Source organism: Providencia sp. R33 (genome assembly GCF_019343475.1).
In the GTDB taxonomy this organism is placed as follows: Bacteria; Pseudomonadota; Gammaproteobacteria; order Enterobacterales; family Enterobacteriaceae; genus Providencia.
The window spans coordinates 749,133-762,651 of the sequence record NZ_CP072453.1 but is presented as its reverse complement, the minus strand read 5'-3'; the positions used below and the strand labels follow the sequence as shown (position 1 = coordinate 762,651).

Below are 13,519 nucleotides of genomic sequence, written 5' to 3'. Positions count from 1 at the left end.
CGCTCGATTTTTTGTATCAATCAAAGCTGCATTAACCATCAATCTTATATAAATTTGCAATTGGATATTTGGTCTAACCAATGTCTCTGAGTATTTTATACCAGCTCAATAGGTCATTTTCTTTGATATTTATCAATTATTCCGCGTAGCGATTAACCAAATCAATTCAACTTTATGATTTAAATCAATATTCATCATTGTGAAATTTTAATTATTTTTATAATTTTTCAAATTAATTTGAATGAAATTATAAAGATCAGGGCTTTATCTCTGTCCAACGAACCAGTAAGCTTATTAGCATCATTTGGTTCAGTTATAAATTGCGCCAGCCAACATTCATTGTTATGGAAAATTTCATGTCAAATACCATTACATGGCACGACGTCATTGGCCCTGAAAAATTAAAACCGTATTTTAAAGAAACGCTAGCCTATGTCGCGGAGCAACGCCAAGCAGGTAAAATAATCTACCCTCCACAAGATGATGTTTTTAATGCCTTTCGTTATACCGAACTTGCTGATATTAAAGTGGTTATTTTAGGCCAAGACCCTTACCATGGCCCAGGCCAAGCCCATGGACTGTCTTTTTCAGTTTTACCGGGTGTTAAGCCGCCACCATCTCTTGTAAACATGTATAAAGAACTCGAAAAAGATATCCCAGGCTTTACTCGTCCACCACATGGTTATCTCCTGAGCTGGGCACAGCAAGGTGTGTTGCTACTCAATACAGTGCTCACTGTTGAGCAAGGTAATGCACATTCTCATGCACACTTAGGATGGGAAACATTTACAGATAAAGTAATAGAAGCAATTAATGAAAATACCGAAGGCGTCGTCTTTTTACTTTGGGGCTCCCATGCTCAGAAAAAAGGCAAAATTATTGATACTAAACGCCATCATGTTTTAAAAGCGCCTCACCCTTCCCCTCTTTCTGCCCATCGTGGCTTTTTAGGTTGCGGGCATTTTTCTCAAACAAATGAAATTTTAACTCAACAAGGCAAAACACCGATTAATTGGGCGCCTGTCATTAACGAATAATTTCAAATTGTAGATAAAAAAATGGGATACCTCATGTATCCCATCTTATCGATTATTTAGACACAATAACCATAGCTGGTCTGAGTAAACGGTTATTTAACGTATACCCTTTTTGCATCACATTAATCACATGATTAGCTTGGTGATCAGGTGATTCAATCATTGTCATTGCTTGGTGAACTTCAGGGTTAAATGGCACATTCGCATCCCCCACAGGTTCGATACCAAACTTAGCGACAGCATCTAAGAACATTTTCAGCGTTAAATCTAACCCTTCTAACATCGCCTTAGATTGCTCATTATCACGATCCGCAGCATCGATAGCACGTTCCAAATTATCAATCACTGGCAAAAGCTCATTTGAGAACTTCTCGAGTGCAAATTTATGTGCTTTCTCAATGTCTTGTTCTGTACGACGACGAATATTTTCAATTTCAGCATGGGCGCGTAACATCGCTTCGCGCTCCGTTTTTTGTGAGGCAGCTAATTGCTCTTCAAGCTCAGCAATACGCGCTGCTAACGCTTGTTCGTTTGCTTGTGTATCTTCTGCTTGTTGAGCGTTCATTTCTTGCTCTGCTTGAACTTTTTGTGATTCATTTTGCTCAGAAGCTTGCTCATCATGCATATTTTGGTCTTTACTACTCATGAATATCTCCGCGTATTTAGCATTAATCCCATATATGAGAGTATTATGGGGATCTAATACAGGGATTCAAGGGAAGTCATACAATGAGAGGCCAAAAAAGTATGCAAAAGGACAATAATACAGCACATTCTCACTTCAAAACGATAGGCATTGTCGGGCACCCGAGGCATCCTGAAGCGTTAGCAACTCATGAACTTATTTATCATTGGTTAATTTCAAAAAATTACCATGCCATTATTGACAAGCAAGTCGCTAAAGATTTGAAGTTAGTAAATGCGACAACGGGCACATTAACTGAAATTGGCCAACAAGCCGATTTAGTCATCGTCGTGGGTGGTGACGGTAACATGTTAGGTGCAGCCCGTATATTATCTCGCTATAACAATAAAGTTATTGGTGTGAATCGTGGAAATTTAGGTTTTCTCACTGACCTAGACCCTGATAATGCCCTACAGCAACTTTCACGCGTGCTTGAAGGCGAATATCGTGAAGAAAAACGTTTTCTTCTTGAAGCTCAAGTCATTAAATCTAATCAAAAAGCGCGCAAGAGCAGTGCGATTAATGAAATCGTACTCCACCCCGGAAAAGTCGCGCATATGATTGAGTTTGAAGTCTATATTGATGAAAAATTTGCCTTTTCACAACGTTCTGATGGGTTAATTATCGCCACACCAACAGGTTCAACTGCCTACTCTCTATCCGCAGGTGGGCCTATTTTAACCCCTAATTTAGAGGCTATTGTCTTAGTTCCCATGTTCCCACATACCTTATCATCACGCCCTTTAGTTATAAGTAGCGATAGCAGTATCCGCTTAAAGTTTATACGTACCAATATTGATTATGAAGTAAGCTGTGACAGCCAAATCATGTTGCCAATTCAAGATGGTGAGGAGGTCATTGTAAAACGTAGTAATAAAAATCTGAATCTAGTGCATCCTAAAGACTACAATTATTTCAATACATTAAGCTCAAAATTAGGGTGGGCGAAAAAAACTTTCTAATTTTTTAGCTCTGCCTCTTTACTGTATAAAAAAACAGGTTAAACTGTATAAAAACACAGATGTGTATTTTCACAGGAGAGCGCAGATGCTTACCCAATTAACCATCAGTAATTTTGCTATCGTTCGTGAGTTAGAAATTGATTTTCGCAGCGGTATGACCACCATCACTGGTGAAACAGGTGCGGGGAAATCTATTGCAATTGATGCGCTCGGTCTGTGTTTAGGTAACCGCGGTGAAGCCAATATGGTGCGCCCAGGTGCACAACGGGCCGATCTTTGCGCTCGTTTTTCCCTATCTGATGCACAAATGGCGGCAAATTGGCTCACAGAACACCAACTTGATAACCAAAACGAATGCTTGTTGCGTCGTACGATTGCCTCAGACGGTCGTTCACGGGGGTTTATTAATGGTGTTTCGGTCCCTCTCTCCCAACTGAGAGAATTAGGTACCTTATTAATCCAAATTCACGGTCAACACGCACATCAACTGTTGCTTGATAATGCACATCAGAAATCCCTGCTTGATGCCTATGCAAACCAACAAGAATTGCTTGCTCAAATGAAACAAGCTTGGCAAACATGGCATGATTCATGCCAGCAACTTGCTGTATTTCAAAAGCAAATGCAAGAACGTGAATCACGTCAGCAACTATTGGATTACCACTTAAAAGAACTCAATGAATTTCTTCCTGTTCAGGGGGAATTTGAAGAAATTGACCAAGAGTACAAGCAACTGGCTAATCATGGTCAATTTTTAACAATTGGGCAGAATGCAGCACAAATATTGTCTGAAAATGATGATGCAAACGTTATTAGCCTACTAAACATGGCAAAAAATGAATTAATCGATCTTGTTGCACTAAGCCCGAAATTCTCAGGCTTGCTTGATATGCTGGAAGAAGCATCAATACAAGTTAGTGAAGTCAGTGATGAAATAAAACACTACTGCGACCAATATGAACTTGATCCTAATCGCTTGTTTGAACTAGAGCAGCGCATTTCTAAACAAATCAGTTTAGCACGCAAGCATCACATTGCACCTGAAGCTCTACCTGAGCTATTTCAACAACTTTTGTCTGAACAAGCGCAAATCGCCAACCAAAATGAAGACTGTGAAGCATTAAACTCACAAGTCCTTGCTGACCACCAAAAAGCCCTCGCTTGTGCTGAACGCTTGCACCATGTTCGTTTACATTATGCACAAGAACTTAGCACACTCATTACCAACAGCATGCACCAGCTGTCTATGCCGCATGGTTTATTCACGATTGATGTAAAATTTGCACCTGAACAACTTCAAACTGATGGTGCTTGTAAGATTGAATTTAATGTCACAACCAATCCAGGGCAACCACACCAATCACTTGCAAAAGTTGCCTCAGGAGGGGAACTTTCGCGTATTGCCCTTGCAATTCAAGTGATTACTGCGAAAAAAATGGATACCCCTGCATTAATCTTCGATGAAGTGGATGTCGGTATTAGTGGCCCTACCGCTGCCATTGTAGGTAAATTATTACGTGAACTTGGCGAATCAACGCAAGTCATGTGCGTAACCCATCTACCTCAAGTTGCAGGGTGTGGCCATCATCACTTTTATGTGAGTAAAGAAACAAATGGCGTTGAAACCGAAACACATATGCAATTACTAGATAAAAAATCACGATTACAAGAACTTGCAAGGCTTTTAGCTGGTTCTGAAGTCACAAAAAATACGCTAGCTAATGCAAAAGAGTTGCTTGCCGCATAATTTTTGACAACTTTTTTGCGCTCATGTGGTCTTAGAGTCGATAAGGAAGGTTTTAAAATGTATCAATGTCGATTATCATTGATGTTCTGACTCCAAAAGGAATGAGATATCCATGCGTTATAAATTGTTAACTGCTGCTGCACTATCACTCGCATTAATGTCTACGGGCTGTTCAATGATGGAACGTCTTGTCTATCACCCGGACATTAACCAAGGTAATTACCTCACAGCGAAAGATGTTGCTAAGATTCAAAAAGGAATGACACAGCAACAGGTCGCTTATACTTTGGGCACACCAATGTTATCCGACCCGTTTGGTACTCAAACCTGGTATTACGTATTCCGCCAAGAACTGGGGCATGATCCAGTTAAGCAAGAAACGCTGACACTTACTTTTGATCGCAACGGTATTCTTACTGACATCAAAAATGAGAAAAATCTTGCTGCTCAAGAGTCTATGGAAGCAGCTGAGGCTAAAACAGCTGACTAAAAATGCATATGCATTGATATAGAACTAAAAATATAACTACCTATAACCGAATATGCGTAGGTAGTTATTTGTGTTTTTGTTAATATCTGATAAAGCCTTCTGAGCTTTAACGTTAGAGCTACAGATAACAGAAACAAAAAAACCGAGCAAATTGCTCGGTTTATCAATTCACTAAAGTCTAATTACTTTTTGCTTCTTTCGATTTTTCAGCACGCTTACGGCGCAGTTCTTTTGGATCCGCAAGTAAAGGACGATAAATTTCAATCCGCTCACCATCTTGTATCGTGTCAGAAAGTTTTGCTGGGCGGCTATATATTCCCACTTTATTCTTTTTCAAATCGATATCATCACGCAGTGAAAGGATACCTGAAGCTACAATCGCATCTTCTATTGTTGATCCCTCTGCAACTTTTACAGATAACAAAAATTGCTTTTCTGGGAGTGCATACACCACCTCAATATTGATATCAGACACTATAAACATCCTTAGCTCTTAGTGTAAAAGCTTGAACCATATTATTAGCTAGCTCTTTAAATATTTTGCCGAATGCTAGCTCTATTAATTTATTGGTAAATTCAAAATCAAGGTGAAATTCAATTTTACAGGCATCTGCACTAAGAGGAATGAATCTCCATCCTCCAGACAGCTTACTAAACGGGCCTTCTACCAATTGCATATGGATGCATTTATTGTCTTCAAGCACATTTTTAGTGATGAACGTTTTGCTAATTCCCGCTTTTGATACCTCAACAGAAGCCGTCATTTCCTCAGCACTGTGACTGATAATACGGCTTCCCACACACCCAGGTAAAAAACTTGGGTATGAAATTACATCATTTACGAGTTTATACATTTGTTCTGCGCTAAAAGGGACTAACGCAGAGCGACTAATCTGTGGCATATCAATTCCTATCCCTAAAAACTGGGCATATAATAGCACTATTGATTGGTTAAACAAAAAACAAAACCCATACAGGGCAAGAAATGCACAATCAAAAAAATATCAGCGCAGAAAGATTTCTTTCGACTCAGCTTACAGTATAATGATTGCACTATGACAAAGAAAAAACCATATAAACCGGGTTCAGCAACAATTGCTATGAACAAGCGTGCTCGCCACGAATATTCTATCGAAGAGGAGTTCGAGGCGGGTTTGTCCCTACAAGGTTGGGAAGTTAAATCACTACGTGCTGGCAAAGCTAACATTGGTGACAGTTATGTATTACTTCGAGATGGCGAAGCTTATTTATTTGGTGCTAACTTTACGCCTCTCAATGTTGCTTCTACTCATGTAGTCTGTGACCCAACACGTAGTCGTAAACTATTGTTAAATCAACGTGAATTAGACACCCTTTATGGTAAAGTTAACCGTGAAGGCTACACTGTCATCGCACTTTCTCTCTATTGGAAAAATGCATGGTGTAAAGTAAAAATCGGTGTTGCTCGGGGTAAAAAAGCCCATGACAAGCGTTCTGATATCAAAGAACGTGAATGGCAACTCGATAAAGCACGTATAATGAAACATTCTAATCGCTAAGTCCTAGCTTTATAGGATAATTTTCTGTTATACTGCGTTCAACAACTTGGGGCTGATTCTGGATTCGACGGGATTTGCGAAACCCAAGGTGCATGCCGAGGGGCGGTTGGCCTCGTAAAAAGCCGCAAAAAAATAGTCGCAAACGACGAAAACTACGCTTTAGCAGCTTAATAACCTGCTTAGAGCCCTCTCTCCCTAGCCTCCGCTCTTAGGACGGGGATCAAGAGAGGTCAAACCCAAAAGAGATCGCGTGAATGCCTTGCCTGGGGTTGCAGCGTTAAATTTAATCAGGATAGTTTGTTGATGGCGTGTCTGTCCGCAGTTGGCAAATGAATTTAAAGACTAGACTAAGCATGTAGTACCGAGGATGTAGAAATTTCGGACGCGGGTTCAACTCCCGCCAGCTCCACCAAATATAGTATCATTGATGCTCAGTGATGATTAAAAAAGCCTTCAATATCATAGTTGGAGGCTTTTTTTATATGTATTAATGGTCAGTTATGTTCAGTGACAAGCAAAATTTTTAGTTATATCATTAGTTATATCCCTTATGTATAACTAAAAGGCGTATAACTATATGGCGCGTACAACAGTACCACTCAGTGATACCAAGCTTAAATCAGCAAAACCCAAAGATAAAGATTATACGCTGCAAGATGGAAATGGCTTATATCTACTAATCAAAACAACTGGTTCAAAAATATGGCGCTTTAACTACTACCGCCCTATAACCAAGAAACGAGCACTTATTAGCTTTGGTAGCTATCCTACAGTTAGCCTTTTAGAGGCTCGGCTTAAACGAGAAAATGCGCGAGAGCTTCTAGCTAAAAATATAGATCCACAAGAACACAAAAAAGCTGAAGAACAACGCCTATTTGAAGAAAAAAATAATACTTTTGAAAAAATAGCTCAGCAGTGGTTCAAAATCAAAAGTAAATCTAGCTTGCAAGAATCAACTTTGAAAGATATTTGGCGTTCTCTTGAGCTGCATGTACTTCCTAATGTTGGTGATATAGCAATAACTGATTTAAAAGCTCGCCATTTTATTAGCGCATTAGAACCCTTAAAAGCACAAGGCAAACTAGAATCAGTTAAACGAGTAGCACAACGCATTAATGAAGTGATGTTTTATGCTGTGAATGTTGGCTTTCTTGATGCTAACCCTGCTGCAAAAATTACCGCTGCCTTTGAAAATCCAGTTGTAAAAAACTTACCTGCATTAAAACCTGATCAGCTTCCTGAATTGATGGCTGCAATCCAAGGAGTCAACATTGAGCGACAAACTTATTGTTTACTGCAATGGCAATTATTAACTATGACCCGCCCAGCCGAAGCAGCCGAAGCGGCATGGTGTGAGATCGATCTTGATAATAAGCTTTGGACTATCCCACCAGCAAGAATGAAGATGAAAAGAGAACATATCATACCTCTCTCTCCTCAAGCATTGGCAATATTAGAAACTATGAAACCTATAAGCGGTCATAGGGAACACATTTTTCCTAGTATGAAATCACCACACACTAAACCAATGAATAGCCAAACAGTTAATGCGGCTATCAAGCGTGTTGGCTTTGCAGGTCGCCTTGTAGCACATGGATTCCGTTCAATTGCATCAACTGCATTAAATGAGCATGGATTTCAACCTGATGTGATTGAAGCAGCTTTAGCCCATATAGATAGTAATGAGGTAAGACGTGCTTATAACAGAGCTATTTATCTTGAACAAAGACGCGAAATGATGGATTGGTGGGGAGAGTTTGTTGATGACTCAATCAACAAGCGCTAATAAACAATTAAGTTTAGCAGTCTGTTTTGTGCCTGAGCGGACGTCGTTAACACAATGATGAGTAAAAATATGGGAAAGAATCAACCTAAGTTAAATGTTTAAGTGATTCAGAGTACGCGCTTTGCAGATTTTCCTGTTGGCGATTCTTTGCTATCGCTTTGACGCGGGATTGTCTGTGTGATCTGATGCTAAAATTAAGCAAAGATTCTATTTATTTAACAAAGTACAAAACTCTAATACTTACTCTCTGAACATAACGTGAAAATAACCGGAAGTGAAAACTGGTTTTTTCCCTTCCGGTTAATTGCAGGGGCAGACATTAGTTTAGAACCTGTAGATATCAATGTTCAGCTTACCCGCATGATACTTTTTGTGGCATTCGTCGCACAAGGTGACAAAATTAATGATGTTATCGCTCCCGTCCTCAGAGAACGGAATCAAGTGATGGCCTCGTGCTTCTTTCTTCCCGTTTCTCCAACAAACAATGCATAGGTTATCCTGTAATTCTTTGATTCTCTTCTGCTGTCTTGTGTGAGAATACGGCCGTTTATTCATTTTCCTTCTTCTCTATGAGAGCACGTATTTTGCTAGGCAATTCACGGCTACTTCCCTCAACCAATGTGGCTTTCACTTCGTCACCTGTGACGCGCTTCTTTAACTTAACAATCTCAGCATGCATTTCATCTTGCTCGCTTCGTGTCATTCCATCGATACGAAGAATCAAAGCCCGATCTCTGGTTTCTTCCGAGCTTGTGTTATTAGCGGTCGGACATGTCCTACGATTGTGTCCTTCTAATCCGCATGTTTTACATTTCATTTTAAGGCCTCTAGAATGTTGAAACTCTTACGTGGCCATCTCGAACTTCGATTTCATTATCTCCTTCAGCAATAGTCCATGTTGACGATATTTCTGGCAAGCCGTCTGAATTCTTTGAGATCAATATAATTTCTATATGTCCTGATTTTCTCTTGACTGCAATAGCAACACTTCCTTCATAGGGCAACACGCTAACAACAGTGTCCCCTTTTTTTAGAATTTTGATGTTGAGATTCATAAAAAGTCCTAATACTAAATTAAAAATTAGTGGCTAACATTCGAATTCATTGGCGCCCGCTGGGCATCAGGTCGAATGAATGGTTAGCCGTAGCTAGCTCATGACAAAGTTTTCACCTGCCGCCAAGTCTCTATGCCCAGTCGTGTCATTGCGCCAAATGCAGCTTGCTTAAGCTCAGCGTACTCTGTGTCATTGAATACTCCTGTTTGCTGAAATGCTGTCAGCATGAATTTGAGCACCTGCTGAACCGTATCGCGAAGCTCCGCTTGATCTGGTTTGGCTGGATTCAGCATTAGCGTAATCATATTGCATTGCTCCATGATCTCAGAAGACATCACATCAAGTTGTTGTTGTGTAGTTGCATTTGAGCCGGAAGTCATTGGGCGCTTCAAAAGGTTATACTGCAGGTCAAGCTGTTTATATAAATTCGACAACCTTTCACGAATATCTTGCAGCCAACGAAGACGCTCTGTCGCTACAAGATTCGCTTGCAGGCGTTTAGTTTCGAGTTCCAAGTCAGTCTTCGCTTTCTGTCTGGCAAGCAAGTAGCTGGCAAGTCCGCCAGCCAGTGCACCGAATATTCCGGCCGCCGCAGAGATCAGCGCGACAAGAGTTGATGAACCAGTGGACATATTACCACTCGAACTCGGGATTATAGTTATGGCTGGTATGGGCGGCATGCTGACGGTCTGGAAAACGGTGATTGATCCGCAGACGATTCTTATTTCAGGCCTAACAGTCTGAAAAGGTTTGTGAGGCAGCATTGGGTGCGAAAACTCACATTCGACCTTTGCACCAGACTCCTCAGCCCACACAGGAGCAAAAGGGAATAGTAATACGGAGAGAAAAAACATGCGCAGCTTCAAGTTCATTAGTTTTACTACTACTCCTTAGGATGGTTAATAGTGATTATAAGGAATACTGTGCTAACATGTTAATAGTGCCTTCCATATAATTCAACTCCTGTCATACAAAGACTACGACAAACATTAATTTAAATAAATAACATAAATCCAGCCGCTGAGCCTGAATACATTCACTTGGCCTATTCTTTTATCGCAAACATTACAGATGTATAAAAAAACGAAGGTAGTGACCATGACAAGTGCTGGTAAGCGATACCGGTTGAAAACTTCCAGTCTACTTATTACCTGTATTGTCGTGCTGACACTGAATTAGTGTATGTCCGCTTCTCGCTGTGAGTTCAATTAAATTTGACGCAGATACAATCAATATCACTCAAATAACCTAAAGCCAATGTAACAAAGGCCTTCCAGAAATAACTAGAAGGCCTTTAATATAATACCTTACTGATTGAACAGTTAACTCACAACATCTACTTTCAAGCAGTAACGGCGGCTCAATTTCACGCCATTAATCTTGCACTGGCGAGTGCTTTTGCCTTGGGCATCAGTTAGCAACTTCCCTTCTGAGACCAACTGATTAATCACTGATTTTTTGTTCCCAATAATATTTTTATTAAAAAATGATGGGTTTACTGCGGCATAATGTTCTCCCTTAATTTTTAAAACAATAACATCTAAGTTATTTAGCTCATCCTCATCTATTAGGCTCTTTTTCGGTTTACAGGGCTTTTTCAATGCATCTAATAGTTTTTGATTAAAAACCATCTTTTTAACTGGGTTTTGGTCAATAGCTTTCAGATAACAATGTGTAATTCCATCAAAAACCTCCTTCTCAGTAAAGGGGAGAACCTTACTTTTAATACCGAGTATCCCACTTGCGTAAGCTAAAGCAAAACGAGTAGCTATACGTTTATCTAATCCATTAGAACCTACATTATTCATCTCCAAGAATTTAGTAATATAGTCGTTGAGCTTATTAGTAATATACTCTGGAGATTTTTTGCTAACCTGTGTCAGTATCTTCTGTAAGAACGCATCTCCAGCTGTGCCATAATAGTTATTGCAATTTTCTTTCAAATATTCTGCATATTCAGCAGATGACGATACACCTTCAGGTAATGAACTAAAAATACCCATATCATTATCACAATCAACAGGAACATCTATGAATCGAGCTATTTCACCATTCTTACGACTCATTAGACCAGAGCTGGCATGTTGGCTTAAAGCTTCTTCTCCGTTGCTTAAAGCGACTAATTGCCAACTTGCCGAACGTTCTTGATAGGTATGACTTCTTGACTTTCCAGTACCAGAACCAAGCATATACACAAATTTTTGCATTTTTTGGGCGGCAGTTTGACGATTGGAATCTATTAAAATAAGTTCGTCAGTCAATAGCAATCCATGATTACGAGACTCCGCTTGCTGCTCAAATGCAGCTTCGGTGATATTCCAATCAAGAATGTATGAGGAATCCCCAAATACAGAAGCTGCTGATTTTAACACTGTACTTTTCCCCGAAGAACTACCACCATAAATATGCTTTCCACCAGATTCTATCTCTGTAAAATAAATACACATGCCAGCAAAAGCTGAACATAAGCAAAGCATAACATAAGGACTATATTTAGCAGTTTCTGCAACCTTATTTTTCCATTGTTCTAATGTGCCTTTAGCCTGACATGAGTAATTAAACGTTCTAGCATTAGGATTTGGAAATATCTTCAAGCCATTATGTCCACCTAATACTTCTCCTGAATTTTTAATATAGTAGAGTTCATTATCAACATAAAGAAAACCCGGTTTATTACACAGTACAATTCTTTCATCACAATCACCTAAAATAATATTAAAAACTCCATTAAAGTTCTCATGGATAACTTTAGGTTTAAATCCATTCTCTAATAGAAGACTTTTAAGTTTATTAGGTACTGCAATTATTGACGCTGGAATTAATAAAAAAATATCCTTATTTTTATTTACATTGAAAAACTCAACTAAACGATAAGATTCTTGCCCTTCATCTTGATATGATAAAGCAACAAGCTTAATATGTTTTGAACCAATTTTCTTTCTAGTCATAAAGGCCTCTTTGATAATCACAAAATCACCAAATCACCATTTACAACACCAGTATGTATTAGCGTTATACTAATAAAGATAAATTAACTAGTGTTCATTCCAAAAACTACCAGACTAATCAATCTTCCATATCTACAGGCATACTGGTGCTGTCTAAACAGAGATCTAGAATTTAGTTACTGGAAATTACACTTAAAAAATATGTCACTGAATTTCAGTGTATCTAGCTTAACTAGTGAATCAGCAAACATACGACTATTTGATATACGGCGTTTACTGCTGTGTTTGAGCTTTCCCTCCTTATTAGTAAAAAATGCTATTTCGCACCACATGATTTTAGTTATATACTTGATAACCCCGCCAATATCATTAATTTCATCAACCACCATAGGCCTATTTTTAATGCCTTGCCGAGAGTTTAAATTCTTAGATGACTTCATGTAATCTCTAAGAGATTTGATTTTTTCACTTTCATTAGGAATTAATAAATGAAAATGAGGTTGATAATAACTAGAATTAATGCTCTCATATAAGTGGAGATCTAATTCTAGACTGCCAAAAATAAAGTTATTAAAACCAATAGATTTAAGCTTCTTTCTTAATTTATCCTTTAATAAATTAGGATTGAAATCTGGCAATTCATTTATTGCAATTTTATCTTTATAAAAAACAAGAGTCACGAAGATATAATTATCACTTACATAGCTAATATATTTATTAACTATATCTAGCTGTTTAACATTAATACATTTAGCACAAGCTAAGCTATTACATGGATCATTTTCCTCACAATTATAAATTTTTTTAGCTAAATTCTTATGGATTTTATTTTTTGTTTTATTGTAAACAGACTCCAATATTTTAATGCGAACATTATTTTCTTTATCTTCTTCAGTACTTCGCCTATTTATACTTCTCCTATTGGCATAGATTTTCATAACATAATACTCTCCTCCAGATAATAAAGATAAAATTATCCATAATCTGATATTTAAAATATGTTAGTTATTAATTATTTTACAGTGCGAGTATTAAGCCATTCTTGAACAGCATTTAGATCATAGCCAATACGCCTGATCCCGATGCGAATTCGAGGAGGAAAACCAGCTTTACGCTCAAGATTGTATACTGAGTTCCGAGAACGGACATCAAGGATTAACATCACTTCTGCCATGCTACAAATTTTTATCATCTTACTCATGTGTAACCTCTTTTTGCTATACGTCTATTAGTTACTGAATGGGTTACAGCATACGAAGTAACACATGACT

The 13,519-nt window shown here is 38.6% G+C and carries 16 protein-coding genes and 1 other RNA gene; 7 read left to right on the top strand and 10 right to left on the bottom strand.

Annotated elements, in window-relative coordinates; translation table 11 throughout:
• Positions 1-356 precede the first annotated feature (356 nt).
• Positions 357-1,037, top strand: a complete 681-nt coding sequence (ung, locus tag J6836_RS03570; RefSeq protein ID WP_219246888.1) for a uracil-DNA glycosylase — start codon at positions 357-359, stop codon at positions 1,035-1,037.
• Positions 1,038-1,089: 52 nt separating this feature from the next.
• On the opposite strand, the gene grpE is transcribed toward ung, so the two are convergent.
• On the bottom strand, positions 1,090-1,683 hold the full coding sequence (grpE, locus tag J6836_RS03565) for a nucleotide exchange factor GrpE (protein WP_219246886.1): 594 nt from the start codon (positions 1,681-1,683) through the stop codon (positions 1,090-1,092).
• Between the two features lie 101 nt (positions 1,684-1,784).
• On the opposite strand from grpE, the gene nadK reads away from it, so the two are divergent.
• From nadK to bamE, 3 genes are all read left to right on the top strand, one after another.
• Positions 1,785-2,684 (top strand): NAD(+) kinase, encoded by a 900-nt coding sequence (gene nadK, locus J6836_RS03560; protein ID WP_219249353.1) that lies wholly within the window; start codon positions 1,785-1,787, stop codon positions 2,682-2,684.
• An 85-nt stretch (positions 2,685-2,769) separates the two neighbouring features.
• Complete coding sequence (recN, locus tag J6836_RS03555; RefSeq protein WP_219246884.1) at positions 2,770-4,431, top strand: DNA repair protein RecN; 1,662 nt, start codon at positions 2,770-2,772, stop codon at positions 4,429-4,431.
• A 112-nt stretch (positions 4,432-4,543) separates the two neighbouring features.
• On the top strand, positions 4,544-4,921 hold the full coding sequence (gene bamE / locus J6836_RS03550; RefSeq protein ID WP_219246882.1) for an outer membrane protein assembly factor BamE: 378 nt from the start codon (positions 4,544-4,546) through the stop codon (positions 4,919-4,921).
• A 178-nt stretch (positions 4,922-5,099) separates the two neighbouring features.
• On the opposite strand, the gene J6836_RS03545 is transcribed toward bamE, so the two are convergent.
• Both J6836_RS03545 and J6836_RS03540 read right to left on the bottom strand, forming a co-directional pair.
• Positions 5,100-5,396 carry an RnfH family protein gene (locus J6836_RS03545; protein ID WP_219246880.1) on the bottom strand — a complete coding sequence of 99 codons (297 nt, stop codon included), beginning with the start codon at positions 5,394-5,396 and terminating at the stop codon, positions 5,100-5,102.
• On the bottom strand, positions 5,389-5,823 hold the full coding sequence (locus J6836_RS03540; protein ID WP_206082531.1) for a type II toxin-antitoxin system RatA family toxin: 435 nt from the start codon (positions 5,821-5,823) through the stop codon (positions 5,389-5,391). Before J6836_RS03540 ends, J6836_RS03545 begins: the two co-directional genes overlap by 8 nt.
• 153 nt (positions 5,824-5,976) lie before the next feature.
• Here J6836_RS03540 and smpB point away from each other — a divergent pair, with 153 nt between their 5' ends.
• The 3 genes from smpB (at position 5,977) to J6836_RS03525 (ending at position 8,245) form a co-directional block, all read left to right on the top strand.
• Positions 5,977-6,459 (top strand): SsrA-binding protein SmpB, encoded by a 483-nt coding sequence (gene smpB / locus J6836_RS03535; protein ID WP_219246878.1) that lies wholly within the window; start codon positions 5,977-5,979, stop codon positions 6,457-6,459.
• A gap of 48 nt (positions 6,460-6,507) precedes the next feature.
• Positions 6,508-6,871: a transfer-messenger RNA gene (ssrA, locus tag J6836_RS03530) on the top strand.
• 165 nt (positions 6,872-7,036) lie between these two features.
• Complete coding sequence (locus tag J6836_RS03525) at positions 7,037-8,245, top strand: integrase domain-containing protein (protein WP_219246876.1); 1,209 nt, start codon at positions 7,037-7,039, stop codon at positions 8,243-8,245.
• 324 nt (positions 8,246-8,569) lie between these two features.
• Here J6836_RS03525 and J6836_RS23320 read toward each other — a convergent pair whose 3' ends face one another.
• The 7 genes from J6836_RS23320 to J6836_RS03490 form a co-directional block, all read right to left on the bottom strand.
• The gene (locus J6836_RS23320; protein WP_099073630.1) at positions 8,570-8,800 is read right to left on the bottom strand and encodes an HNH endonuclease; all 231 of its coding nucleotides are present in this window, start codon (positions 8,798-8,800) and stop codon (positions 8,570-8,572) included.
• Positions 8,793-8,948 carry a hypothetical protein gene (locus J6836_RS03515; protein ID WP_164996111.1) on the bottom strand — a complete coding sequence of 52 codons (156 nt, stop codon included), beginning with the start codon at positions 8,946-8,948 and terminating at the stop codon, positions 8,793-8,795. Before J6836_RS03515 ends, J6836_RS23320 begins: the two co-directional genes overlap by 8 nt.
• 124 nt (positions 8,949-9,072) lie before the next feature.
• Positions 9,073-9,300, bottom strand: coding sequence for a hypothetical protein (locus tag J6836_RS03510; RefSeq protein WP_219246875.1), 228 nt, complete (start codon positions 9,298-9,300; stop codon positions 9,073-9,075).
• Between the two features lie 98 nt (positions 9,301-9,398).
• Positions 9,399-10,172 (bottom strand): hypothetical protein, encoded by a 774-nt coding sequence (locus J6836_RS03505; protein ID WP_219246872.1) that lies wholly within the window; start codon positions 10,170-10,172, stop codon positions 9,399-9,401.
• A gap of 450 nt (positions 10,173-10,622) precedes the next feature.
• Positions 10,623-12,248: a DUF927 domain-containing protein gene (locus J6836_RS03500; protein ID WP_219246870.1), complete on the bottom strand. Its 1,626-nt coding sequence runs from the start codon at positions 12,246-12,248 to the stop codon at positions 10,623-10,625.
• A gap of 176 nt (positions 12,249-12,424) precedes the next feature.
• Positions 12,425-13,186, bottom strand: a complete 762-nt coding sequence (locus J6836_RS03495; protein WP_219246868.1) for a hypothetical protein — start codon at positions 13,184-13,186, stop codon at positions 12,425-12,427.
• 74 nt (positions 13,187-13,260) lie between these two features.
• Positions 13,261-13,449, bottom strand: coding sequence for an AlpA family phage regulatory protein (locus J6836_RS03490; RefSeq protein ID WP_181468625.1), 189 nt, complete (start codon positions 13,447-13,449; stop codon positions 13,261-13,263).
• Positions 13,450-13,519: the final 70 nt, after the last annotated feature.